Source organism: Wolbachia endosymbiont of Laodelphax striatellus (assembly GCF_007115015.1).
Taxonomy (GTDB): domain Bacteria; phylum Pseudomonadota; class Alphaproteobacteria; order Rickettsiales; family Anaplasmataceae; genus Wolbachia.
Genome location: NZ_MUIX01000001.1, coordinates 837,524 through 860,257, shown reverse-complemented (window position 1 = coordinate 860,257; position 22,734 = coordinate 837,524). Strand labels below are relative to the sequence as shown.

Below are 22,734 nucleotides of genomic sequence, written 5' to 3'. Positions count from 1 at the left end.
GTAAACTGTTTGCATTTAGCATTGTAATTATAAAATTTATGTTCATAACCTTTGAAGGAATAGATGGTTCTGGTAAAACAACACAGTCTGAGTTACTTGCAAATTATTTCAAGCAAATTCACGGTGAAAATAATGTCGTATTGACTAGAGAACCAGGTGGTACTGATTTTGCAGAAAAAATAAGAGGATTACTACTTAAGGATAATATTGATCCTATTTCTGAACTCTTGCTGCTTATCTCGATGAGGCACGAACATATGAAAAAATTAATATTGCCAGCTCTTTTAGAAGGGAAAATAGTGATTTGTGATCGGTTTATTGACTCAACTGTTGCGTATCAAGGGTATGGACTAGGTGTTGACTTAAGTCTAATAAGAGACTTACACAAATTAGTGGAAATTAAATATCCAGATATCACATTTATTTTAGATATTGATGTTCAAGTTGGACTCAGCAGAGCAAAAGACAAAAATAAATATGAAGAGATGAACGTTAATTTTTATAATAAAGTTCGAGAAGGATTTCAAGAAATAGCTAAAAAAGAACCCAAAAGGTGCAGTGTTATTACTAAAATTGAAACAAAAAGTGATAATCACGTACAAAATGAAATTATTGATATTGCAAAAACTTAGCTACACGCATTGAACTTTTGCTAGTTTAAACAGTTACCATACCAGCCTGTAGCAAAAAGTTGTCAATTTTAGGTGACGTTATTTCATACGAAAGACTCTCTTTTTGATTAGCTAAAAAACTTTGTATTTCATTTTTAGGTTTTTCACTTATTGTTCTATATATTCTTGCGCGATTAATTAGCTCATTTCTACTATTCTTATTGCTTACTTCAGTTATGGTAAAAAATTGATCAAAGTGACTTAAAAGATCCTCATTCTTTATTAAAGATGCAATATCATCAATGTCTTTTACGTATAAAGCAAGTTTGTGCGCTTTGATACGATCCTCAAAACAAAGATTAATCAGTATGTTACAAAACTTATTTTTTGTGATATCTCTTGTTTTTGCTAGCAAAGATTCGATCTCGTCTTGGCAACGCACTCTCTTAACTGACTCAGCAGGTTCAACCATACCTAGAACATTTTCTACTACAGATTTTTTCTCACAACCAAAAAGAAACGTATAATATCCCATAGACAGAGTCAAGAGAAGGAATATAGCTGGAAGCAAGAATGGAGCAAGTACATTTTGCGATCCAGGAAAGATAAACCAGATAGCAGTTGCTGCTGACACAGCTAAAAATAATCCTGACATAACGAGTTTTATTTTTCTTCTGTATCCGTTATCAATAACTGTATTTACGCCAATAAAAGCTACATCAACCATTGCTCACACCTCACTAAAAGTAATATTAGCTTAATTATAGCATTGTTGTGATAAAAAATCAATATTATGAATATCTTCATTAATTTATAAAATTATCTAACCAAATAGAAAAAAGGCAAAAGAAGTCCCGAGTAGCGAGTTTTAATAATTTAAATTGATAATGTGCTAACAAGTGCGATTTGGCTAAATATAGAAAAAATTAAAAGACATGCAGCCGCTATAATTTCGTCAATAAATACCCTGAGTTTTTTATTGAATGTTGCGATTGAGCCTACAGGTCAAAAACAAGCTTTGAGTCAGAAATACCCTTGCTATTATAATAAGAGAAATCGCGATGTTTGTACAATTGAAAGATGGTTGCGGGAGTAGGATTTGAACCTACGACCTTCAGGTTATGAGCCTGACGAGCTACCGAGCTGCTCCATCCCGCGTCGTTGCTTATTTGTTATTATATGCGTAATAATAATAAATAAAAGAATAAAATCACACTATTACATATATTTATATATCTATTAACTTTTCTTAACATGATAGTAAATTATATACATAACAATCTGTGCAATGAAAAATATAACTTGATACTTTGGGTTCCTATTTTTCAGTGTATAGGGATCTTAACCTATTTTTCCCTAAGTTTTGAACCAAGCTATATATCTATTTTTCTCTTGCTTTCACCTATACTAATTCTGATTGCAATATTATACAGGAAATACGCAATATTATGCATTTCTTTAATTGCAGTGCTCATAGGATTTACAGCCAGCAAATTCAGAACAGATTCAGTTAATACTCACATTCTTGATAAGGAAAGGTATGTGAAAGATATTGTTGCTACAGTGAAGGATATTAATAACAAGGGCTCGTATGAGCAATTTTTGCTTTATGAAATAAAAAACACGAAGTTCAAGCTGGATAACATCAGAATATCAGTTAGAACCAAAGCGGAAGAAGGCATTAAAATAGGGGATCAAGTAAAATTATCAGCAAAACTCTTTCCTCCAAAAATTGCGCCTTCGGAATATGCATATGATTTTGCAAGAATAGCATATTATCAGAAAATAAGTGCAACAGGCTTTGCAACAAGCAAAATAGTCCTGTACAAAAAGGCTGAAGCAAGAAAATTTCAAGAGTATATAGAATCTTTCCGTCAATATATCTATGAAAACCTACAGCAAAATACCAAAAAGCCACACGCGGACATAATCTCTGCATTATTAATTGGCAAAAAAGACGGGATAGATCAAAAAACTATGAATGCGATACGAGATTCAGGTATAGCACATTTATTCGCTATATCTGGTTTACATTTATCGTTTGTTGCTGGTCTATTTTTTATAGTATTCCGTAATTTATTTGCAATATCTGAAACTTTGACTCTTAAATATAACACTAAAAAAATATCTGCATTCTTTACTATCTTGCCAACTACCTTTTATTTGTTGATTACCGGTATGCAAATTTCTGCTCAGCGTGCCTACATCATGGTGATCTTGGTACTTATTGCAATAATCATAGAAAGGAAATATCGAGGATTAATAGCAATTGCGTTTGCTGCTTCGGTGATACTCATAGTGGAGCCAGAAGCAATCTTAAAGCCAGGTTTTCAAATGTCATTTTCTGCTGTTTTGGCACTAGTTGCCAGCTATCAGATCAATGCTAATAAGTTATTCAAAATAAAAATAATAAAATATTTTGTATCGATAATGATCAGCTCAATAATAGCAAGTTTAGCAACTGTTCCGTACACAATATACAATTTTAACTATTTTTCAATCAGTGGCATTATCACAAATTTGATTGCTATACCAATAGTTACACTCATTATTATTCCACTTGGAATAATCTATGTTTTATTGATTCCTTTAGGTACTCAGTGGATTATAACGCCTCTCATGGAACGCCCAATTGACAGCGTTTTATATATAACAAACGCAATTGCCAGTCTTCAGTATTTGGTTATTCCTATTCGCACTTTTCCTGCCTCATTAATTATTATAATAACGCTTGGGCTATTATGGTTATGCTTGTGGGAAAGGAATTGGCGTTTCTTTGGAATTTTCTTTATTGTGCTAGGTATTTTCTCTAGCGCTATGTATACAACTCCTGACATTCTAGTCAGTGCTGATAATCTTGCTGTAAAAGAAGATGACAATTTACTATATTCCCTTACTAGAAAAAACAGAAATTTTGTTGTCAAAACGTGGGCAAAGCAAAACGGGCAGAATCAAATTGTGAATCATACTAAATTCAGTAATTCAAACAAAAGGCTAAAATGTAATGATTATGACTGTACATATAATAAAGGAAATAATAAGTCAGTGTTGCTAGCTCATAAAAGAGAAGATATTTTAGAAAATTGTAACAATGTCGATCTAGTAATTCAGTTAAGCAAGTTTAACTATCCAGCTTGCAATACTAAAACCATCAAATACTCTGACTTAGAGGCATATGGCACACACTCTGTTTGGCTAGCAAATAGTGGCATAAAGGTTAGCAAAGTCCGTTCTAATCGTCCTTGGCATAAGCCAAAAACTTGTTTTTAAAGTATCATTTATATATAATTACTTAATTAGGATGCAAGGAAATTTATGCCTTTAGATACAACAAATCCTTTCAATGTTAAAGTAGATCATAATTTTGCCAAAATAGATGATGCTATTGGTTTTTTTCCTAGGTTATGGCGTGCAACAAAGAAATATTCTGTAAGTAACACTCTACCCATAGCGATTGTAAATATTTGGCTTCAATTTTCTTTGGCTTATGTAGCTGCAATAATAATAACCCATAATGATCTAAGGTTTATTACAGATATTTTTAACCCAACATTCATGCCAATTTACATTTTGGTTTCTATTATTCTTTTAACAACTTTTGTAGCCTCTTCTGCTATGAGATATATGCATAAGCAGGAGATAAAAGAAGGAGAAAAGTTGATAGAGGAATTAATAAATGATAAAATTAGAGGTGGCAAAGACAACGAGATAAGTGAAATCGCTGAAAATGCTCTGAAAATAGAGATAAAACCAAATTTAAGTCTTATAGATTCCAAAAAAGCAAACTTTTCAATAGTTTTGCCAATTTCTGAAAATCAGAAAAAAATATTAGATAATCAAATACAAGAGAATAAAAATAAGGCCATTTTTCTTACCATACCATATGTAATTAGTGCTGTAATTATAGTTGGTGCGTTAATACAAAATAGATTGAGCTTTGCCAATATTCAGGCTTTGGAATGGGTTCCAGTTGTACTGGCTAGTATCATTGCTATCGTTGGAATATGTATAACATTCAGCAAGCTAAAAACCAATGAGATAAACAATAATCATAATATTATTAAAAAATTTAATAATTTAGATATTCTCTTTCCATGCAGAAGAGGTGGTTTTGTATCGGTAATGGAAAAAAAGACAAAAGATGAGGAAGAAAATGATCCAATATCTCGATTAATAAAATTACTAGATAAGCACTTGACTAATTTTACAGATAAAATTGTTGACTCATTTGATAAGCGCTTAGATGAAGCTAAAGATCTACTTGATAGCAAACTTCTAAAACCTGCAAATGATGAAATTCAAGAAACACTTGTTCATCTACAAGGAATTAGAGGAGACATCAAAAAAGATTTAGATAAGTTGCGTAAGGAAATGATGGTCATTTTAAGCGAAGCTAAAGAGCTGGCAAAAAGAACAAATTCACTAAAAATTGAAAGCATTTTTTCTAGTTTAGAGAATACTATTAAAATCGCTGAAGATAAGGTTGAGCGATTTGAACCAAGCAGATTAGTTGGCTTTTTTCAATCTGGAGAAAAAACAGTTAGCGATGATCGTGAGTTCATAGATACATTGGAAAAACAAAAAGAAGAAGCGGAAAAGATAAAGAACGAATTAGAAGAAGAACTAAAAAAAGTAAAAGATGAGCTAGCAGAATTAAAGAATAAACAGACTCAATCAAATGAACCTAATAGCAGTGAAGGCAGTATTACTGCTACTTCTCTTGAAAAACAGCGAGATGAAGAGAGAAAAGCAATAGAGAAAAATAGACTATTAAAATCAAAAAAAAGGACAAAAGAACTGGAGAAAGAAAATGCAAAATTGGAAAAAGAATTATCTGAACAAGAAAAAACAGATAAGTGGAGAGAAAAAATTAACGGCAAAGCAAGTGAGTTTTTCTTCTATTTATTAGAATCTATTAAGTTGGAAGAAAAAGATGATAAGGGAAAAAAAGTAAGTGAGGTAGCATTAAGAAATTTTGATAATAAGGTAATAATCCACTGGAAAGATGGTTCCCAAACGACTTTTGATATCCAGAAACAAGATGGGCTTCAAGCTCAACCTAACACAAAAATTGATTTTGTGGATCCAGATGTTCGCAAAGCATTTAAAGAAGCTTATTCAAGGTAGCTACTATAGATATAGTCTTAGATATTGTTAGTAATGAAAAGGCTAGATACCTACATAGCTAAAAAGTGCAACATATCGCGCAGTAAAGCACAAAGATTGATACAAAATGAGCGGGTAACATTATTTGGCACACCGATAATTAATAATGACCACATAGTAAAACTAGGTGAAGAGTATATAGTACATCTCGTTCAACCTGACATATCCATATCAATTGAACCTAACTATAATATAAAGCTTGATATCATTTACGAAGATGAGGACATTATAGTTCTGAGTAAACAAAGTGGATTAACGGTACATCCAGGTGCTGGGACAAACAATGATACGCTTTTGAACGCAGTTATCGCTCACCTTGGTAAAATCCCATATACCCATGTAAGACCAGGAATTGTTCATAGACTCGATAAAGATACCAGTGGGCTAATGGTAATTGCAAAAAATGAGGAAGCCCATGGTTTTTTGTCTGAATTGTTATCAAATCGTAAAATAAAGCGAGAATATTTAGCAGTAGTTTGGGGAGCATTATCTTCCCAGCAGGGAACTATAGAAACTAACATTGCTCCCAAACGCGGTAATAAAGAAATGATGTGTGTAACAAAAACAACGGGCAAATTAGCAATCACTCATTATTCAGTGAAGAAAGTTATAGGGCAAGCAAGCCTGGTTAAATGTACTTTAGAGACAGGCAGAACACACCAAATTCGAGTACACATGAGCCACATAGGACATTCTGTAGTAGGTGATCAAGTTTACGGAAAAAATAGTAGTAAAAGTGCAAAATATGCTAAAAATTCTGACTTTATCCGCAACTTCAACAGACAGGCACTACATGCTCACACGCTAGGCTTATATCATCCAAAAAGTAAAGAATATATGGAATTTGCTTCTGATTTACCACAAGATATAAAAACTCTAATCAGTGAATTTGACAACATATCTTAATAACATTCGTATTAACCTGTCAATATTATCATCCATGTTATCAGGAAGTTAATTAATGAAAGAAAAACTGCTGCACTACCTAGATCTTTCACCTTTTTTGAAAGTATGTGTTGTTCACTGGAAATACGCTCAATTGTCGTTTCAAAAGCAGTGTTAACAATTTCCACAATTAACACCAGGAATAGGCTGCTTATCATTACTGCACGTTCTAGATTACTTACATCCAAAACAAATAAAACTGAGACACATACTATAAAAAGCAGTAACTCCTGTCTGAACGCAACTTCTGATACAAAAGCTGATTTTATTCCTTCACAGGAGTATTGAATTGCTTTTATTAGACGAGTAATGCTTTTCTTCATTATCAATTTTGGAAACTCAATGAATTACACTTATTGCACTCAGGTAAAAGATGCATGAAAACACCTTTCAGTCGTGATCACTTACAAAGATTTTTAAGTTAAAGTCTAGCATATTGTTTGAATCAAGAAAATTAGTACAAAGCCTTTCAACAAACGCTCAAGGCAGTTATATATTGATACTGACACAAAAATCCTTTAATTAAATTTCTCTTACCTTAGCTGGGAATATTCAAAAAAGCATAAGCATCAAGTTAAGAGATTGCGAGCAAATTTAGGGAAGTTAAAGTAGATACTCTAGTTTTTCTGTACTTGTCTTTTAATGAAAATCATGACCAAGTTATTGTAATCTTTTTAAGAAAAATTTTCAAACTATTAACTCTATTCTTTAGTGCTAAAAATAACTCTCTAATCCGCCTTTTTAGCTCAATAAATGCCTTTGTTAAACTGAGTTCTGTATTCTTTTTTAATTTTGTACAACTCATGAAATATGAGAATTGCACATAATTTAGCATATAATTCACACAATACTCTGTGTGGCTTCCCTTTTAAGTCTTATGTAGCTCTTGTATAGTTTAAAAACAACTCAATTTGCCACCTTACTCTGTAATACTTGCTCAGCACTAATTTTATCCTCTGGAATATTAGTTTTGACCAGTTCAACAATTTCTGATTCCTTTTGGAAGATCATGTGATTTTGCCAATTTATTAGCTTTTCTTCTTCTGGCTAGAGACTGCTCTTCAGTTAATTTATGACATATCATTCTTACTCTAATCTTTGCTTCTTTTCCCAACAACACCTTCATTTCTAAAAATAGCTTGTCTCCTAAACATTCCAATAATTCCATTTTTTGATTTGTTTCTATAGAATATACATTGGTATCAACGACTTATAAAATAAGCTCCCGTTCCATTGATCTGTTTAAAAGAACTTGAACCAAGGTCAGATATTAGCAACTTTTCCCTATAACCTTCTTACTCCCTCCGTTATGTTAAGTTGATCCAATGTCTGATTTAGGTAATCAAAAACTAATTTTAACTTTATTCCACACTTAGTGTTACTCTCATAACCTTTGTCCATAACCTTTATATAGATTTTCCATGCTGTTAGGCAAAGCTACTATCCAATGCTTTTAAATTGCTGCAAGATTCTACAATCAATTTGCAGGGTATTTTAAATAAAGCCATTGTACATTCTTTTCATAAATTCTACTGCTTCTTTAGTAAACCTGAAATCTAAACCCTGTTTCGTTATTATCACAGATTCTTCATTTAATAATTGGCACATTATATCTATGATTCAGTTTGTAACCCCTATATTACCCAAAATTATAGCTTTTATGAATCATCAATTACTCAATTTTCTTTTCCTTTTCTGTTTCAATTATTTGCCATTTCATTGAAAAATTTGTTGAGGTAATTTGATAAGCAAGTTATTTTATTCATCATTAGTGTCCCCCTTCGGGGATTGTCTCGCCTTGAGGCGAAGGACAAATTATAATAGTCGCGTATGCGACGTTATGGGTATAATGCACACTCTAAGTACGATATGAAAGTACACTTGGTATGGATTCCCAAATATCGCAAAAGGGTGCTAATAGGCCAAATTGGTGTTAGAGTTAGGGAGCTGCTAAGGCAGGTTACTATGGAAAATGAGATCCAAATTATCTCAGGCAAAGTTGCAGTAGATCATATTCATATGTTTATATCATATAAACCACAGCAAAGTGTTAGTAAAATTGTACAACTTTTGAAAGGAACAAGTTCAAGGTTGCTGATGCAAGATTTTGCAAGTCTAAGAAAGCACTTTTGGGGCAGGCACCTTTGGGCACGTGGATATTTAGCCGTAAGTTCTGGTACAATCACAGACGAGGTTATACAAGAGTACATATCTACCCAGGAAGGCGAGCCACTTCATGACAATGATCAATTTCAAATTGATTGAAATTTAACCCTTCACCTTGTAGGTGATGGTTGTTGAGTTCTCTCACTAAAATATATCCGAGAGAATTTTATATCTTCTTATCCTATCTTCTTCATACCTTTATTTCCTTAACTTGACCCTTATGCTTTTTTAAATGTTCCCGAATTGTGGTGGTTGCCATCCTTCTCCACATATGTCGTCATTACCAAACGTTCAATTTTTAATTTATCTAAAAGAGGGTAAACTCCAGTATTTTAGACATAATAGGAGGTTACCCATTGAATAAGAATGTAACAGAATTATTCTGTTTTGTAGATGATTATTGTAAAATGATAGACAAAAATTTTGCAGGTAGATTATTATCCAATGGTAAAAAACCTACAATAGTGCCAGAAATAACGCATTCCGAAATTATAACAATAATTTTGTTATATCAGCAATCTAAACTTTAAATCATTTTACATACGTTACTTACAGTTGCTGCATAAGTCAGACTTTTCCAGACTACCTTCTTATGATAGATTTATTGCGCTAAAACCTCGAGTTTTATGGTATTTAGCAATAAAGATCACCTATTGAATTCTATGATATTATTTTTTGTGAGATTGTTATACACGTTATGGCAAGAAAGGCAGAGAGATTTGTTAAGTAGTTTTTGCATCTATATGAGCTACTTGAATAATGGTTACAATGTTTGTACAGTTGTACACCATGAGCTTAGCCCTTATCTACATATTCAGTTCCACCAACAGTTATTGCATCGACCTTGAGTGTTGGCTGACCAACTCCAACAGGCACATTTTGCCCGTCTTTTGAGCACGTACCAACACCAGGATCTAACTTTAGATCATTACCAATCATTGATACTTTTTTTAGCACTGTTGGCCCATCACCAATTAGTGTTGCTCCTTTCACTGGCTGTGTAATTTTACCATTTTCTATTAGGTAAGCTTCTGAAGATGAGAAAACAAATTTTCCTGATGTTATATCAACTTGTCCACCACCAAAATTTACTGCATATAGGCCTCTTTTTACACTGGATATTATTTCTTCTGGTGCATATTTTCCTGCCAACATATAGGTGTTTGTCATGCGTGGCATAGTAACTTCTTTGTAACTTTCTCTTCTACCATTACCAGTTGGATTTACACCCATAAGTTTAGCGTTCATATGATCTTGCATATATCCTTTTAGAATTCCATCTTCTATAAGCACATTATAGCCAGGTAAAGTACCCTCATCGTCTATGCTAATAGAACCACGCAAATTAGGTAGAGTTCCATCATCAATTACAGTAATGTTACTGGCTGCCACTTGTTTACCCATAGAATTTGAAAATGCCGAGATTCCTTTACGGTTAAAATCACCTTCAAGTCCATGACCTACAGCTTCATGCAATAATATTCCTGGCCAACCTGAACCTAAAACAACTGTCATCTCTCCAGCCGGAGCTGGAATTGCCTCAAGATTTACTAGCGCTTGTTCTAACGCTTGGTTTGCAACTTTTTTCCACTTCTTCTCAGAAACAAATTTACTATAAGAGTCTCTTCCACCGTGCCCTGCAGAACCTCTCTCTGCTCGGCCATTTTTCTCTACGATGACTAGTACATTAAAACGTACCAAAGGCCTGATATCGCTTAACCTGTGATCATCTTTTATTATTTGTACAACTTGCCATTCTCCATTTAGAGTTATTTTTACCTGCTTCACGCAGTTATTCTTCGACCTTACATACTCATTAATCTCATTGAGTAGTTTAATTTTTGAGCTCAGATCCATTTCATTTATGGGATTAATCTTTGAATACAGGCTTTTTGCCTCCTCATTTAAGTTTACTGAATTTGTTTTGCTTAAAGATGCTGAACTTTTTACCATAGAAGCAGCTTTACTAATTTCTTTTTCGCTAATCTCAGAAGAGCAAACAAAAGACGTACTATCTTCACAAAAAGACCTGAGACCAAATCCTCTTCTGATATTTAAATCCATATGTTTTAATATATTATCATCAAAAATCAGGGATTCTGATTGGCAAAACTCTAAAAATAGCTCACCACCATCACTATTGCTCAAAGCGTTGTTGACTATTTTATATACATTATTAATATTAACATTGTTCTGAGCAAAAAATATTTGATCTAGATTTGGCATTACCTTTGAGCTAAAAATTGTTTAAGTATATTATTTAATTTTAACATAGTAAATCACAAAAAGCCCGGGTGGCGGAATTGGTAGACGCGCTAGCTTCAGGTGCTAGTAACTTTTCAAGTTGTGGAAGTTCAAGTCTTCTCCCGGGCACTCTGTATTGATTTTTGAGTCAATTAATGCTATGATATAATGTATTTACTACTAAGTTTATGAGTTATGAAGAAAAAAAGCTTGTTTACAGAAAGAAAATAAGAACTTATTCAAAACGCTTGGTTACTGCACTATCTATTGCTTCTTTGAGTGGGTACATAGCAGCATTAGCCCTAAATATTTCTTCCTTAAGCTTGTATTTTACTATTGTCAGCACTATACTAAGTGCACTTTCGCTTGCTTTAAATATATGGTCATTAACTGATCATTTTAGGCGGTGTGGCCTTAATAAGCAACTCGATACCTCTCGGCAAGAGAAATTAATGAAGATCTGCCTCGACATTGCATCTAACGTTTCATTTTTAATAGGAGGAATTACATCTATATTACCTCTTGAATTTCCTATTATCCCCTTTATTTCCGTTGCTTTTTTTATTCTAGGTTGTACCTTTATGGCAACCAATTTCATTCGAACTATGATTAGTCAGCCGCAAATAGATGAAACCAAAACCTCAAAGTTAGTGATCATTTGAACATTCAATCTGCAATAGCTGCCTAATTATTACATGTTAATAACTTAGCTTATTTAACTTGACAAATTACGCCATCTCCCTTACTATGATAGCAAGAGTATTTACCCTTGTTTTTAATCTCCGCGGATTTAACAGCAAAATTCAGTAAAAAACTCAAATATTTATTGGCAAATTACATAAAAATTATAGCGGCTGCATGTCTTTTTTATTTTTTCTACATTCAGCCAAAACGCGCTTGTTAGGGCATTATCAATTTAAATTATTAAAACTCGCTATACGGGGGTTCTTTTGTCTTTTTTTACTTAGTAAATTTCTTAATATTTGTAGCTAAAGTAATTTTAGAGAGCCAGCGTGGGACACACAACCGCACTAACGTTTATTTTTGAAGGTACTATTTATATAGATGAAATGTTCAAAAGTAAAGCATTTAAATATCTAATTCTTACTTCCCAAATTTCAAATTATCTTCCTCCTATTTTATTAATAGCAGGTTTGGTGTTGCAGTACCAATCTAGTTGCGTAGACAGTAAAGTACTCATTGGATTTGCTATAGTACTAGGTTGTATTTTATTATTACAATTAGCAAGTGAGATCTACGAGAGAAAAGTTGTAAATCTTGTAAAAACTGAAGGAAGAGGTGATGAACAAAATGTACCTATAGGAGCATTAACCGAAAAGCCAAGCAGCATTGTAAATCCCGATAGTGTTCACGCTCATGGAAGAGAGCAAGTTGTGTAGTGCATTTATTGTTCTTGGATTAATTGATAGCTATTCTCCATACTCAAATCTCTGGCTAAAAATAGCGAGCCACAGATTAGTATGGTTTTGACGTTTTGTATAGAAGCTTTTAGTATGTGATTTGATATAGCATCTCTGATTGATTCACATTCGATAGCATTGATTCCTATATTATGAGCTCCTTCTCTAATTAAATCTGTACTTGTTGCTTTAGGTTCAGATTTAACACAAACGGCGCATAGTAGTTTGATGTATGGCTTTAAGTGCTCTAAGAACTCTGCGACGTTTCTGTTACGAGTAACACCAAAGATCATATAGATACCTTCAGCAAAATTGTCTCTTACCCACTTAGCTAACACTTTGGCACCATCATTGTTGTGCGCGCCATCTAGAAATAATTGCCAATCTTTTGGTAATAAAGAAATTAAATTACCTTCTTTTATAGACTCTAGCCGCGCAGGCCAATAAGTGCTCTGTAAACCTGAAGCAATGTCCTCTTCTCCAATATTAAATCCATACTTCCCACTCAAAATGCTACATGCTGCAATTGCGTTTCCTGAATTGATTATTTGATGATCTCCTTTTAAAGATGGCAAAGAAAATTCTATTGATTGAATAGTCGATTGAAAGACTATTCTGTTATTCTGTTTTTCGCAATTCCACTCAAATCCTCCTCTATATAAGGGAGATTTTTTGTTTATTGCGTGTTGTTCTAGCGTGTTCATTATAGATTTTTCTTGTGGTGCTATTACGCAAGGAACATTAGGTTTCATTATTCCAGCCTTTTCACCTGCTATGGTTTCTACGGTAGGACCAAGATATTCTGTATGGTCAAGTGCAATGGAAGTGATGATCGTTAGAATCGGATTATCTATAACATTTGTTGCATCAAGCCTTCCACCCAGACCCACTTCAACTAAAGTAATATCAGCTTTATGACGAGAAAAAGCTAAGAAGGCTGCAGTCGTTGCGGCTTCAAATAGAGTGATGGGTTGTTCTGCGACTGCTATACGGCATTCTTCCAGTGAGTTATGTAATTCACTATCATCGATATCATTGCCTGCAACAACTATTCTCTCATTAAAATTCACTAAATGTGGAGAAGTGTACGTATGAACTTTATACCCTGCTGCTTGCATTATATATCTTATAAAGGATAGTGTTGATCCTTTGCCATTAGTGCCAGCTATGTGAATTATTGGCGGTATTTTTTTCTCGGGATTACCCAGTTTATTTAGAAAACTTTTTATGCGATCAAGAGAAAAATCCTTTGGCCTACTGCCAATCGGCTTAGGCCAATGAGGCATGTATATCATAAATTATTGTTACGTTTTAATTCATCTATTACACTTGCCATGCCATTCGTGTCGATCTTTTCACTAAATTGAGAACGTTGATTAATAGAAATACTTATTCCACTCATTACAACATCGTTTATTAAGAAAGAATTGTCACTTTTAGTCACTTTAAAGTCAATGTTTGTAAATTCCTCATCACCATAAGAAAATCTTGTTCCTATCAGACAAGTTTCATCGTCAACTGCTCTTGTACTCATTATGATCATTTCACTATTATTTATGTATTTATACAAAATTTTAGCGCACAAACGCGCGAGATATACTTCATATTCTTTTAGAAACTCTTCTTTTTCTTTCTGAGTAGATAAATTCCAATATTTCCCTATGACAAATCGAGATATTCCTTTGAGGTCAACATTATTCTGAATAATTTTCAGAAGTTCTTCTTGTACATGTTCTAGATTTTTTCTATTCCCTTTCATAGACGTGTTGTCTACTTGCTGCTTCATGGCAAGCACAAAAGTTTTGTGCCCTATACAATTCGCGTAAGCACTTGAGGAGATTACAATAAAAATGGTTAAGAACTTAATAACATTCATAAGATATATTTATTAGCTATGATACTTAAAATGCAAAATTTAACAAAGGCAAAATAATGATCGCTAGTTTTAATATATCTATAGACATACTCTATATAAATAATCTATAATTAATTTAGGGGTCTGTGCTATGCGTTATGGGTTAAGTTAAATTTCCCGAGCGATAATTTCTGATCAAGGGAATTGCCTCTGTTAATTTCATTGAAATTAGTACGTGATGCCCACCTTAACTTTAGGTCTCAGGAATCTACTAAGACTGACGGTAGATATGGATCCCTTTTCCATTATTTAGGTTTATGTTACACCAATATAAAGAACAAGGTGTTTTTTTCTGTTCATCTCATGAGATATTTCAAGTTGTAATTGACGTTGAGAAGTATCCTGATTTTGTTCCTTGGTGCAAAGCTGTTTATATAAAAGAAAAAACTGATAGCCAAATGATTGTGGACCTCCTTGCAGCTTTTCATGGCATTAAAGGAAGTTACACATCAGAAGTGACCTTTCTTTCTCCAAATGGAGCAAATAAAAGTTGGATAAAAGCTGTGTCGTCAAATGGAATATTTAAACATTTATACAACGAATGGAAATTCACTCCTATAGATGAAAGTAAAACTATGGTAGAGTTCTATATAAAGTTTGAATTTAAATCCAATTTGTTTTCCGCCTTATTAAACTCAGTTTATAAATACACACAAAGTAAAATAATTGCTGCATTTAAAGACAGAGTAGAAAGTGTTGCCGAGAAAAAGTTATCTTGACATCATTTATATAAATGCATAAATTCTTTAATAAGTTAAGTGTTTCCATTGTAATGATTTTTAGATTATTGTTCTTACTTATTTTTATAAGTGTTAGTTCTTATGCAGCTATTGAACAAAACTTACCCAACACTCAAAAAACTGATGAAATAACATCAAAAGAACTACTGTCACTACTGCCTGATGATAAATTATTAGGTGATCCAAAAGCACCAATTTTAATGATAGAATATGCTTCGCTCACTTGTTATCACTGTTCTCTTTTTCATAAGAAAGTTTTTCCTAAAATCAAAGAAAAGTACATAGATACAGGTAAGATGTTATACATATTCCGTCATTTTCCTCTAGATTACAGAGGATTAAAAGCTGCAATGCTAAGTTATTGCTATGAAAAAGAAGAAGACTATTTTAATTTGAACAAAGCTGTGTTTAATGCAATAGACTCGTGGAACTACTCTAATTTTAGTGATTTAACTATACTACAAAAAATTGCTGCACTAAGCAATTTGAAGCAAGATGTATTTAACCAATGCATTAATGATAAAAAGATGATGGACAAAATTATAAATGATAAATCACTTGCAATTAATAAACTTGATATCACAGCTACTCCTGTATTCATCATCAAGATTAACGATGACAAATCATACGTAGAGAATGGTAAAATCAAACATGAAGGATATAGAGAGCTGGAATATTTCACTAATGTAATAGATGAGTTATATGGAAAAGCTATAGTGAAGTAATAACACTGTAGCTTACCATATAAAAACCCTATGCTGAATCATTATTTTTTGATACTGTTTGTTGCTTTTTACGCTCAAACTCTCTTTTTTTACTGTGCCAAGCATAATAATACATAGCAATTTTATTCTCTATTAATACTATCGTTCCATCATAAAATTGGACCATATCCATAACTTTTTTCTGAGCTTCGTTAAAGCGTTCTTTGTACTTCTCGCGATAAGCTGGATTGTGCAGTAATTTCACTCCTTCATTATTATTAGACTTCTTGCTTAACGTTTCAACTTCGTTAGCAATGTTATAAGACATATAACCCCCTCTAATTGATTATAAAAATTACATTTTATAAGAGAGATGTAAATAAACGATCCCTTAATTCTAGTATAACAATTGGTTATTATACTAGTTAACTATAGTAAAATATATAATAATCTTTGTCACTTAAAATTTTACTTTATAAAATAACAACTTAAAATAAAAAATTTTATTATTCTTAACCCTATTGTTATATTTATAAATCTTATATAGATTAAACCTCCTTAGTTTATATTATAAAACTTAATGCGTCATAACTTTAGCAGAAAATCGTTGTACATAAGAAGCTTATTTGCAAAAGAGTATAAAAAAATAGAAGAACATTGTACTCTTGATAAGAAACAACGTATTCAAATCACTCCTGAAGAAGGAAAATTATTAAATTTATTTATCAAAATCCATAAAGTTAAAAGCATAGTTGAAATTGGCACGTTATATGGTTATTCGTCAATTTGTATGGTAAAAGCTTTACCGAAAGATGGTCATATATATACAATAGAAAATAATCCTCAACACTCAAGAATAGCAAAAAAAAATTTTAGTGCTTTTAATCTAAGTGATAAAATTACTCTAATAGAAGGTGATGCACTGGAAAAAATTAATGAATTATCAGCAAAGGCACCATTTGACATGATATTCATCGATGCTGATAAAAGTAGTTATCCTAAGTATTTAGATTGGGCAGAGTTATACATTAAACAAGATGGGCTAATCGTTGCAGATAACACTCTATTATTTGATACAGTATTTTTAGAATTCCCTCCAAAAGAAGCATCAAAAAAATCATGGTATGCTATGAGAGAGTTTAATGATAGATTGTCAGATGAAAAGAAATATTTTTCTATATTGATTCCTACTGATGAAGGAATGACTGTAGCTTTAAAGCTAACATAAGTTAAAAATCAAGATCAGCGTAATGCCCAGGAGGAATTAAGCCAAAAACTCTCTCTAATAATATTTCGCGAAAGCAAGGCCTTGATTTAACAATTGAGTACCATTCTTTTAAAATCTTACTTTTTTGCCATGGGAAACTATTGACGTAGTCTATTATAGAAATATGCGATGCTAAGGTAATATCAGCCAAAGTGAACTTATCGGTTGCAAGCCAAATATTTTTGCTAATTAAGTATTCAATGTATTCTATATGATAAGATAGGTTATGTTGAGCTGCATAAAGAAACCTAGAGTCAGGGCTACGGTTAATTATCACTTTCTCATTTATAATATATTTAGTAACTTCATTATAAAATTTGTTGTCAAACCAGTTAATTAAAGCGCGTGTTTTAGACTTAATAATAGCAGAAGAGTCCAGCAGTTTGATGTTGCTGCTATAAATCTCCTCTAAATACTCGCAAATAGCATTACTGTCTGCTATAATAAGGTTATTATCTATGAGTACTGGTACTTGTCCAGTTGGATTAATCTTCATGAATTCATTCCGCTTCTCCCATGGGTTTTCGTATACCAAATCGCAATTCAGCTTTTTTTCCTTGAGAAGAGCTCTAACTTTTCGTGAAAAAGGACAAAAGAGGAAAATGATATAAAATCATAATATTCCTCTTTTGTTGTCCCAGTACCTGTAGGTTGTCATGCACTGGGATGACATAAATAAACGATGAAATGGCATAAATAAACATTGGAGTGACAATCTTATAATAACTTGCATAACAACTAACTTTTTGTTTATTTGAAAGTAACAGTGTACGAAATTTAACATATCAAGCTATCGAGTTGATATAGAATATACCTTGCTAAATAAAAAAAAAAGTATAACCTTTTATAAGGTATGCAGGCAAAAATTCTGTAACTTGGTCAGGTCAGAAATGAAGCAACCATATCAGAATCTTTTTGGGTTGCATACCTATTTGTACTATTTGTTTTATTCTAGGCTATGAACATAGCATTAAAATATCGTCCTAGTAGCTTTAAAGATTTAGTAGGTCAAGATATATTGGTGCGTATATTAAAAAACGCTTTTACTCTTAACAAAATTCCACAATCTATACTGCTTTCTGGCAGTAGTGGGATTGGTAAAACTACCACTGCAAGAATAATAGCTTTGTGTTTGAACTGTTCATTGGGGCCAACTTTTGAACCTTGTGGATTATGTGCAAATTGTCTGGCGATAAAAAATTCAAGTCATCCAGATGTAGTTGAAATCGATGCGGCAAGTCACACTAGCGTTGAGGACGTTAGAGTGATCTTAGGAGATATTTGTTATTTACCCATAAGTTCTAAATTCAAAGTTTACATTATAGATGAAGTACACATGTTATCTAGCAGTGCATTTAATGCATTACTTAAAACTCTAGAAGAACCACCATCTAGCGTAAAGTTTATTCTGGCAACTACAGAAATAAAAAAGATACCAATAACTATTATTGCACGTTGTCAAAGGTTTGACTTACATAACATTCCTGCAGCTAAGATAGTGGAACGTTTAAATGATATTGCACAAAAAGAAAATTATTTTCTTGAAAAAGAAGCATCGGAATTAATTGCTCACCACTGCAATCATTCAATGCGTAACGCTTTATTTTTGATGAATCAAGCAGTGCTATATAGCAAAGATGGTACAATATCCACTCAAAGTGTTACAGACATACTTGGTCTAGTAGATAGAAACGTTATATTTGACCTACTGGAAGCAGTATTAGATAGTGATTTACAGAAGGCTTTGTCAGTATTCGACAATGTGGTAAAAACAGCAAATCCGCTCAATATTTTTGAAGATCTGCTGCAAACAATTCAGTTAATATGCCGTTTTTTAATTACAAAAGAGATTGATACAGAATATGAGAAGAGCAGAGTAAAAGATTTGAGTGCAAAGAAGTCTTTAATATTTTTTTCGAGATTGTGGAAGGTGTTGCTTAAGGGTATTCAAGATATAAAGGTTTCAACATGCAATGAGGTTGCTGCTGAAATGATGTTAATTAGCCTTTGTTATCTTTCTGATCTCCCTTCTCCGGAACAGGTGATTAAGAAAGTTCTTTCGCAGAGTATACAGAAGGGAAATACGCATAATATAGGAAATAAACAGCAACAAAATTATGATTTTGACAAAGTTTTGCAATTATTAAGGCAGGGTAACCAAATTTATCTTTACAAACAACTGTGTAGTAATCTACAGTTAATAGATTGTAAACTTGGGTATTTAAAATTAAAAGCTGTATCTAATTTGAATAGCAATTTTTGTAATGATTTGAAAAATTACTTAAATCAAGCTACTAATCAGGAGTGGGTTATTATAGTTGATACGAGTTATATGAATAGGGAAGTGAGTAATTTAAATTATGCACCTGTAGTTAAGGATATATTAAATACGTTTAAAGGTGCAAAGGTAGTTAATATAGAAAATAAGGAGTAGGTTGTGGATTTCAGTCAAATAATGAAGCAAGCGCAAGAAATGCAAAAAAAGCTTGCGGAAGCCCAAGAAAAATATATTGGAAAAGAGTTTCAAGGTATTTCTGGTGGTGGCAAAGTTTCTGTATTAGTGGAAGTTATAAAAATAGGTGGCTATAAAGCTAAAAAGGTAAACATAGACTTAGAGCTTATGAGAAATGAAGAAAAAGACATAGTAGAAGATTTAGTGACAGCAGCGTTTAATGATGCCATTAAAAAAGCAGAAGAAGATATGGCAAATGCAACCTCTGATCTTGCAGGTATGATGGGGTTACCACCTGGATTTAAACTTCCTTTTTAAATTTACTACTGAAGTTTGCCTTAATGCAGTAACTAAGTGTTTTTCTTTTATACTAGTACTCCCATGAAGTACATTCATATTACTGCATGAATATGCAGCAATTCACAATGGTGAATGCAGATCAGAAGATAAAAAGACACTAGTGAAATAGGTGTCAGAAGATCAAGAGTAAAAAAAGTAGAGTAACTCTATTTATTAATTAATAAAATCTTTGTATTTTCCTAAAAGTTAGTTAAGATAAAGAAGGTTTTGTGTTATTAAGTTAGCACTTGACTTAACTTTAGTTATTATTTAGACTGCTAGAGTGGAATTTTAATTTTTTTAACGAGGGCAATTATGCATTATAAAAAGTTTTTTTCGGCAGCTGCTTTAGTGACGTTGCTAAGCCTATCAAACTCTGCTTTTTCATCAGATCCTATTGGTCCAATAAGTGATGAAGGAACTAGCTACTACGTTCGTTTACAATACAACGGTGAAATTTTACCTTTTTATACAAAAGTTGATGGTATTACAAATGCAACAGGTAAAGAAAAGGATAGTCCCTTAACAAGATCTTTTATAGCTGGTGGTGGTGCATTTGGTTATAAAATGGATGACATTAGAGTTGATGTTGAAGGGCTTTACTCACAATTAGCTAAAGATACAGATGTAGTAAATACTTCTGAAACAAATGTTGCAGACAGTTTAACAGCATTTTCAGGATTGGTTAACGTTTATTACGATATAGCGATTGAAGATATGCCTATCACTCCATACGTTGGTGTTGGTGTTGGTGCAGCATATATCAGCAATCCTTCAAAAGCTGGTGTAGTTAAAGATCAAAAAGGATTTGGTTTTGCTTATCAAGCAAAAGCTGGTGTTAGCTATGATGTAACTCCAGAAATCAAACTCTTTGCTGGAGCTCGTTACTTCGGTTCTTATGGTGCTAGTTTTGATAAGGCAGCTAAGGATGATGCTGGTATCAAAAATGTTGTTTACAGCACTGTTGGTGCAGAAGCTGGAGTAGCGTTTAATTTCTAGTCTATCTTTGTCTTATTCTCCCAGTGGGTTTTCCTTGTCATTCAAGTAGCATGACACTGGGATCTAGAAAAAAGAAATGTGAATTCCAGTGTTTGAGCACTGGAATAACACATTATTTATTTAATGTAGTTTTTATCGTTACACGCTGGCAATTTTAATTCTACATTTAGGTAGCTGTTGTTAAGATCTCAACTAGATATAAAGTTATGCTTTTTTAATTAAAGCTTGAATTTTTCACTGAAAATCAATATATTATATGTACAGAGTTTTAATTTAAGTTATTATGTTGACCCCAGTAGCAAATTTATGTGTTAATAGTAGCACTAATCTCATGCAATATATTGCTGAAGTGCGAAAATTTCCTATGCTTTCCCAAGAAGAGGAAGTGCGATTAGCAAAAAATTGGCAAGAATACCAGGATATTTCTTCTGCTCACAGGTTGATTACTAGCCATTTGAATTTGGTAGTAAAAATTGCAATGAAATTTAAGAATTACGGTCTATTGTTGATGGACCTGGTCATGGAAGGAAATATGGGTTTAATGCATGCAGTGAAAAAGTTCAATCCTGACTTGGGATTTCGTTTTTCAACTTATGCAGTATGGTGGATTGAAGCTTCAATGAAAGACTTTATATTAAAATCTTGGTCACTTGTAAAAATAGGTACAACGCAAGCACAAAGGAGATTGTTTTTTAGTTTACGTAAAATAAAAAAAAGAATTTTACAATACACAAACAGAGAAACTTTGAGTAAAGAAGAAATAAAAGCAATATCAAATGAGCTTTCTGTATCTGAAGAAGATGTTGTACAGATGAGCTATCGTCTGGCTTGTAAGGATCAGTCGTTAAATAATTGTATAAAAATAGGTGATGACTCTAAAAAGGAGTTACAAGATATGATTCCGTGTAATTTAGTTAGTCAAGAAGTAGCTTACCAGAATCATGAAGAAAAGGCATTAAAAGAAACAATTTTAAGCAATGCGCTGGCAAGTCTTAATGAAAGATCAAGAGACATTTTCATTAGCAGATATTTGTCTGAGAATGCTCAGACTTTGGATGAGCTTAGCAAAAAATATTGTGTTTCAAGAGAAAGAATAAGACAGCTGGCTGAGCAAGCGATGAGTAAGGTAAAACAATACATAAAATCAGAGAGTTTGAAACTTGGGTTACATGCGTAGTCTTTTCGTACTTCTAATATTTCTCTCAGCAGGTGCTCTTGCATCGGTTAATAACGTACAACTGAGCGAAAAATATAAAGATTGGCTTGTGTACACTGCATTGGAAGATGGTGAAAAAGTGTGTTACATTGTATCTCATCCTAAGAAAAAAAGTGAACATTATACAGCTGACCGCAAGCCGTATGTAATGGTCAGTTACGTTGATAAAAAAGCAGATGAGGTGAGCGTCACTTCTGGCTTTCAGTATAATAATGAGCCTGTAGTTCTCAATATCGATAAAAAAATTAAATATCAATTGCCAATAATACAGGGAAGTCTTGCGTGGACAGATGATACAAAAATGGACCAAGATTTGATTCTAAAAATGAAGCAGGGATTATCAATGGTAGTTAATGGAAAAGTAAAAACAGCAAATGTTGATGATACTTATTCCTTGCTTGGCTTTCAAAAAGCGTACCAAAAAATGCATGACTTATGCCATACAAAGTAAATCATTGATCACTAAAGTATAAGATAGGCTGTTTTGTCTCTCAGACAAAAATATGGATATCACTTTACATAGAATATGAATATCATTTAAAATATATT

21 protein-coding genes, 2 tRNA genes, 2 other RNA genes and 3 pseudogenes are annotated in these 22,734 nt (G+C 32.7%); 19 read left to right on the top strand and 9 right to left on the bottom strand.

What is annotated here, in order from left to right; translation table 11 throughout:
* The first annotated feature begins 38 nt into the window (after nucleotides 1-38).
* Complete coding sequence (tmk, locus tag BVG17_RS04010; RefSeq protein ID WP_017531880.1) at nucleotides 39-632, top strand: dTMP kinase; 594 nt, start codon at nucleotides 39-41, stop codon at nucleotides 630-632.
* 25 nt (nucleotides 633-657) lie between these two features.
* On the opposite strand, the gene BVG17_RS04005 is transcribed toward tmk, so the two are convergent.
* A complete protein-coding gene (locus BVG17_RS04005) occupies nucleotides 658-1,338 on the bottom strand; it encodes a hypothetical protein (RefSeq protein ID WP_063630846.1) in 681 nt (226 codons plus the stop codon).
* A gap of 354 nt (nucleotides 1,339-1,692) precedes the next feature.
* Nucleotides 1,693-1,769, bottom strand: a tRNA-Met gene (locus BVG17_RS04000).
* 96 nt (nucleotides 1,770-1,865) lie between these two features.
* On the opposite strand from BVG17_RS04000, the gene BVG17_RS03995 reads away from it, so the two are divergent.
* From BVG17_RS03995 to BVG17_RS03985, 3 genes are read left to right on the top strand one after another with little or no spacing between them, the layout of a single operon-like run.
* Nucleotides 1,866-3,881, top strand: coding sequence for a ComEC/Rec2 family competence protein (locus BVG17_RS03995; RefSeq protein WP_063630845.1), 2,016 nt, complete (start codon nucleotides 1,866-1,868; stop codon nucleotides 3,879-3,881).
* 45 nt (nucleotides 3,882-3,926) lie between these two features.
* Nucleotides 3,927-5,738 carry a coiled-coil domain-containing protein gene (locus BVG17_RS03990; RefSeq protein ID WP_063630844.1) on the top strand — a complete coding sequence of 604 codons (1,812 nt, stop codon included), beginning with the start codon at nucleotides 3,927-3,929 and terminating at the stop codon, nucleotides 5,736-5,738.
* Between the two features lie 33 nt (nucleotides 5,739-5,771).
* Complete coding sequence (locus BVG17_RS03985; protein WP_143688851.1) at nucleotides 5,772-6,683, top strand: RluA family pseudouridine synthase; 912 nt, start codon at nucleotides 5,772-5,774, stop codon at nucleotides 6,681-6,683.
* An 11-nt stretch (nucleotides 6,684-6,694) separates the two neighbouring features.
* Here BVG17_RS03985 and BVG17_RS03980 read toward each other — a convergent pair whose 3' ends face one another.
* Nucleotides 6,695-7,045 carry a diacylglycerol kinase gene (locus BVG17_RS03980; protein WP_063630843.1) on the bottom strand — a complete coding sequence of 117 codons (351 nt, stop codon included), beginning with the start codon at nucleotides 7,043-7,045 and terminating at the stop codon, nucleotides 6,695-6,697.
* A gap of 251 nt (nucleotides 7,046-7,296) precedes the next feature.
* Nucleotides 7,297-8,488 (bottom strand): annotated as a pseudogene (locus BVG17_RS03975) (IS4 family transposase).
* 64 nt (nucleotides 8,489-8,552) lie between these two features.
* Here BVG17_RS03975 and tnpA point away from each other — a divergent pair.
* Together tnpA and BVG17_RS09545 are read left to right on the top strand one after the other, a co-directional pair.
* Nucleotides 8,553-8,987 carry an IS200/IS605 family transposase gene (tnpA, locus tag BVG17_RS03970; RefSeq protein WP_143688839.1) on the top strand — a complete coding sequence of 145 codons (435 nt, stop codon included), beginning with the start codon at nucleotides 8,553-8,555 and terminating at the stop codon, nucleotides 8,985-8,987.
* 257 nt (nucleotides 8,988-9,244) lie between these two features.
* Nucleotides 9,245-9,542 (top strand): annotated as a pseudogene (locus BVG17_RS09545) (IS982 family transposase); the annotation flags it as partial.
* 141 nt (nucleotides 9,543-9,683) lie between these two features.
* On the opposite strand, the gene tldD reads toward BVG17_RS09545, so the two are convergent.
* On the bottom strand, nucleotides 9,684-11,114 hold the full coding sequence (tldD, locus tag BVG17_RS03960; RefSeq protein ID WP_007302340.1) for a metalloprotease TldD: 1,431 nt from the start codon (nucleotides 11,112-11,114) through the stop codon (nucleotides 9,684-9,686).
* A gap of 62 nt (nucleotides 11,115-11,176) precedes the next feature.
* Here tldD and BVG17_RS03955 point away from each other — a divergent pair.
* From BVG17_RS03955 to BVG17_RS03945, 3 genes are all read left to right on the top strand, one after another.
* Nucleotides 11,177-11,261 (top strand) — tRNA-Leu (locus tag BVG17_RS03955).
* 59 nt (nucleotides 11,262-11,320) lie between these two features.
* Nucleotides 11,321-11,794 (top strand): hypothetical protein, encoded by a 474-nt coding sequence (locus tag BVG17_RS03950; RefSeq protein ID WP_063630902.1) that lies wholly within the window; start codon nucleotides 11,321-11,323, stop codon nucleotides 11,792-11,794.
* Nucleotides 11,795-12,145: 351 nt separating this feature from the next.
* The gene (locus tag BVG17_RS03945) at nucleotides 12,146-12,532 is read left to right on the top strand and encodes a hypothetical protein (RefSeq protein ID WP_063630903.1); all 387 of its coding nucleotides are present in this window, start codon (nucleotides 12,146-12,148) and stop codon (nucleotides 12,530-12,532) included.
* A 5-nt stretch (nucleotides 12,533-12,537) separates the two neighbouring features.
* On the opposite strand, the gene BVG17_RS03940 is transcribed toward BVG17_RS03945, so the two are convergent.
* Nucleotides 12,538-13,848: a bifunctional folylpolyglutamate synthase/dihydrofolate synthase gene (locus BVG17_RS03940; protein WP_063630904.1), complete on the bottom strand. Its 1,311-nt coding sequence runs from the start codon at nucleotides 13,846-13,848 to the stop codon at nucleotides 12,538-12,540.
* Nucleotides 13,845-14,429 carry an MlaC/ttg2D family ABC transporter substrate-binding protein gene (locus BVG17_RS03935; protein ID WP_172793459.1) on the bottom strand — a complete coding sequence of 195 codons (585 nt, stop codon included), beginning with the start codon at nucleotides 14,427-14,429 and terminating at the stop codon, nucleotides 13,845-13,847. The genes BVG17_RS03940 and BVG17_RS03935 overlap by 4 nt, the downstream gene beginning before the upstream one ends.
* Before the next feature lie 117 nt (nucleotides 14,430-14,546).
* On the opposite strand from BVG17_RS03935, the gene ssrS reads away from it, so the two are divergent.
* The 3 genes from ssrS to BVG17_RS03920 all read left to right on the top strand — a co-directional run bounded on the left by ssrS (nucleotide 14,547) and on the right by BVG17_RS03920 (nucleotide 15,933).
* A non-coding RNA gene (ssrS, locus tag BVG17_RS03930) (6S RNA) lies at nucleotides 14,547-14,708 on the top strand.
* A gap of 17 nt (nucleotides 14,709-14,725) precedes the next feature.
* Nucleotides 14,726-15,187, top strand: coding sequence for a type II toxin-antitoxin system RatA family toxin (locus tag BVG17_RS03925; RefSeq protein ID WP_006013504.1), 462 nt, complete (start codon nucleotides 14,726-14,728; stop codon nucleotides 15,185-15,187).
* Between the two features lie 53 nt (nucleotides 15,188-15,240).
* The gene (locus BVG17_RS03920; RefSeq protein ID WP_172793460.1) at nucleotides 15,241-15,933 is read left to right on the top strand and encodes a thioredoxin domain-containing protein; all 693 of its coding nucleotides are present in this window, start codon (nucleotides 15,241-15,243) and stop codon (nucleotides 15,931-15,933) included.
* 28 nt (nucleotides 15,934-15,961) lie between these two features.
* Here the strand turns inward: BVG17_RS03920 and BVG17_RS03915 are convergent, their stop codons facing one another.
* The gene (locus BVG17_RS03915) at nucleotides 15,962-16,240 is read right to left on the bottom strand and encodes a DUF2671 domain-containing protein (protein ID WP_007302334.1); all 279 of its coding nucleotides are present in this window, start codon (nucleotides 16,238-16,240) and stop codon (nucleotides 15,962-15,964) included.
* A gap of 252 nt (nucleotides 16,241-16,492) precedes the next feature.
* On the opposite strand from BVG17_RS03915, the gene BVG17_RS03910 reads away from it, so the two are divergent.
* Nucleotides 16,493-17,140 (top strand): O-methyltransferase, encoded by a 648-nt coding sequence (locus BVG17_RS03910; RefSeq protein ID WP_063630907.1) that lies wholly within the window; start codon nucleotides 16,493-16,495, stop codon nucleotides 17,138-17,140.
* 1 nt (nucleotide 17,141) lies between these two features.
* On the opposite strand, the pseudogene BVG17_RS03905 reads toward BVG17_RS03910, so the two are convergent.
* Nucleotides 17,142-17,796: pseudogene (locus BVG17_RS03905) on the bottom strand (glutathione S-transferase family protein).
* Between the two features lie 226 nt (nucleotides 17,797-18,022).
* Here BVG17_RS03905 and ffs point away from each other — a divergent pair.
* From ffs to BVG17_RS03875, 6 genes are all read left to right on the top strand, one after another.
* Nucleotides 18,023-18,121: signal recognition particle sRNA small type (ffs, locus tag BVG17_RS03900), an RNA gene on the top strand.
* Between the two features lie 16 nt (nucleotides 18,122-18,137).
* Complete coding sequence (gene dnaX / locus BVG17_RS03895; RefSeq protein WP_017532318.1) at nucleotides 18,138-19,613, top strand: DNA polymerase III subunit gamma/tau; 1,476 nt, start codon at nucleotides 18,138-18,140, stop codon at nucleotides 19,611-19,613.
* A gap of 21 nt (nucleotides 19,614-19,634) precedes the next feature.
* Entirely contained in the window at nucleotides 19,635-19,949 is a 315-nt protein-coding gene (locus BVG17_RS03890) for a YbaB/EbfC family nucleoid-associated protein (RefSeq protein ID WP_006013488.1), read from the top strand.
* A gap of 336 nt (nucleotides 19,950-20,285) precedes the next feature.
* Nucleotides 20,286-20,969: a P44/Msp2 family outer membrane protein gene (locus BVG17_RS03885; RefSeq protein ID WP_063630909.1), complete on the top strand. Its 684-nt coding sequence runs from the start codon at nucleotides 20,286-20,288 to the stop codon at nucleotides 20,967-20,969.
* A gap of 283 nt (nucleotides 20,970-21,252) precedes the next feature.
* Nucleotides 21,253-22,146, top strand: a complete 894-nt coding sequence (locus BVG17_RS03880; RefSeq protein ID WP_006013484.1) for an RNA polymerase factor sigma-32 — start codon at nucleotides 21,253-21,255, stop codon at nucleotides 22,144-22,146.
* Nucleotides 22,139-22,636 (top strand): invasion associated locus B family protein, encoded by a 498-nt coding sequence (locus tag BVG17_RS03875; protein WP_063630910.1) that lies wholly within the window; start codon nucleotides 22,139-22,141, stop codon nucleotides 22,634-22,636. The genes BVG17_RS03880 and BVG17_RS03875 overlap by 8 nt, the downstream gene beginning before the upstream one ends.
* The last annotated feature ends 98 nt before the right edge of the window (nucleotides 22,637-22,734 follow it).

Excerpts from the sequence above, each read along its gene's own strand:
- tmk (WP_017531880.1), top strand. The coding sequence starts at position 39 with ATGTTCATAACCTTTGAAGGAATAGATGGTTCTGGTAAAACAACACAG.
- BVG17_RS04005 (WP_063630846.1), bottom strand. The coding sequence starts at position 1,338 with ATGGTTGATGTAGCTTTTATTGGCGTAAATACAGTTATTGATAACGGA.
- BVG17_RS03995 (WP_063630845.1), top strand. The coding sequence starts at position 1,866 with ATGATAGTAAATTATATACATAACAATCTGTGCAATGAAAAATATAAC.
- BVG17_RS03990 (WP_063630844.1), top strand. The coding sequence starts at position 3,927 with ATGCCTTTAGATACAACAAATCCTTTCAATGTTAAAGTAGATCATAAT.
- BVG17_RS03985 (WP_143688851.1), top strand. The coding sequence starts at position 5,772 with ATGAAAAGGCTAGATACCTACATAGCTAAAAAGTGCAACATATCGCGC.
- BVG17_RS03980 (WP_063630843.1), bottom strand. The coding sequence starts at position 7,045 with ATGAAGAAAAGCATTACTCGTCTAATAAAAGCAATTCAATACTCCTGT.
- tnpA (WP_143688839.1), top strand. The coding sequence starts at position 8,553 with ATGCGACGTTATGGGTATAATGCACACTCTAAGTACGATATGAAAGTA.
- tldD (WP_007302340.1), bottom strand. The coding sequence starts at position 11,114 with ATGCCAAATCTAGATCAAATATTTTTTGCTCAGAACAATGTTAATATT.
- BVG17_RS03950 (WP_063630902.1), top strand. The coding sequence starts at position 11,321 with ATGAGTTATGAAGAAAAAAAGCTTGTTTACAGAAAGAAAATAAGAACT.
- BVG17_RS03940 (WP_063630904.1), bottom strand. The coding sequence starts at position 13,848 with ATGATATACATGCCTCATTGGCCTAAGCCGATTGGCAGTAGGCCAAAG.
- BVG17_RS03935 (WP_172793459.1), bottom strand. The coding sequence starts at position 14,429 with ATGAATGTTATTAAGTTCTTAACCATTTTTATTGTAATCTCCTCAAGT.
- BVG17_RS03925 (WP_006013504.1), top strand. The coding sequence starts at position 14,726 with ATGTTACACCAATATAAAGAACAAGGTGTTTTTTTCTGTTCATCTCAT.
- BVG17_RS03920 (WP_172793460.1), top strand. The coding sequence starts at position 15,241 with ATGATTTTTAGATTATTGTTCTTACTTATTTTTATAAGTGTTAGTTCT.
- BVG17_RS03915 (WP_007302334.1), bottom strand. The coding sequence starts at position 16,240 with ATGTCTTATAACATTGCTAACGAAGTTGAAACGTTAAGCAAGAAGTCT.
- BVG17_RS03910 (WP_063630907.1), top strand. The coding sequence starts at position 16,493 with ATGCGTCATAACTTTAGCAGAAAATCGTTGTACATAAGAAGCTTATTT.
- dnaX (WP_017532318.1), top strand. The coding sequence starts at position 18,138 with ATGAACATAGCATTAAAATATCGTCCTAGTAGCTTTAAAGATTTAGTA.
- BVG17_RS03890 (WP_006013488.1), top strand. The coding sequence starts at position 19,635 with ATGAAGCAAGCGCAAGAAATGCAAAAAAAGCTTGCGGAAGCCCAAGAA.
- BVG17_RS03885 (WP_063630909.1), top strand. The coding sequence starts at position 20,286 with ATGCATTATAAAAAGTTTTTTTCGGCAGCTGCTTTAGTGACGTTGCTA.
- BVG17_RS03880 (WP_006013484.1), top strand. The coding sequence starts at position 21,253 with ATGTTGACCCCAGTAGCAAATTTATGTGTTAATAGTAGCACTAATCTC.
- BVG17_RS03875 (WP_063630910.1), top strand. The coding sequence starts at position 22,139 with ATGCGTAGTCTTTTCGTACTTCTAATATTTCTCTCAGCAGGTGCTCTT.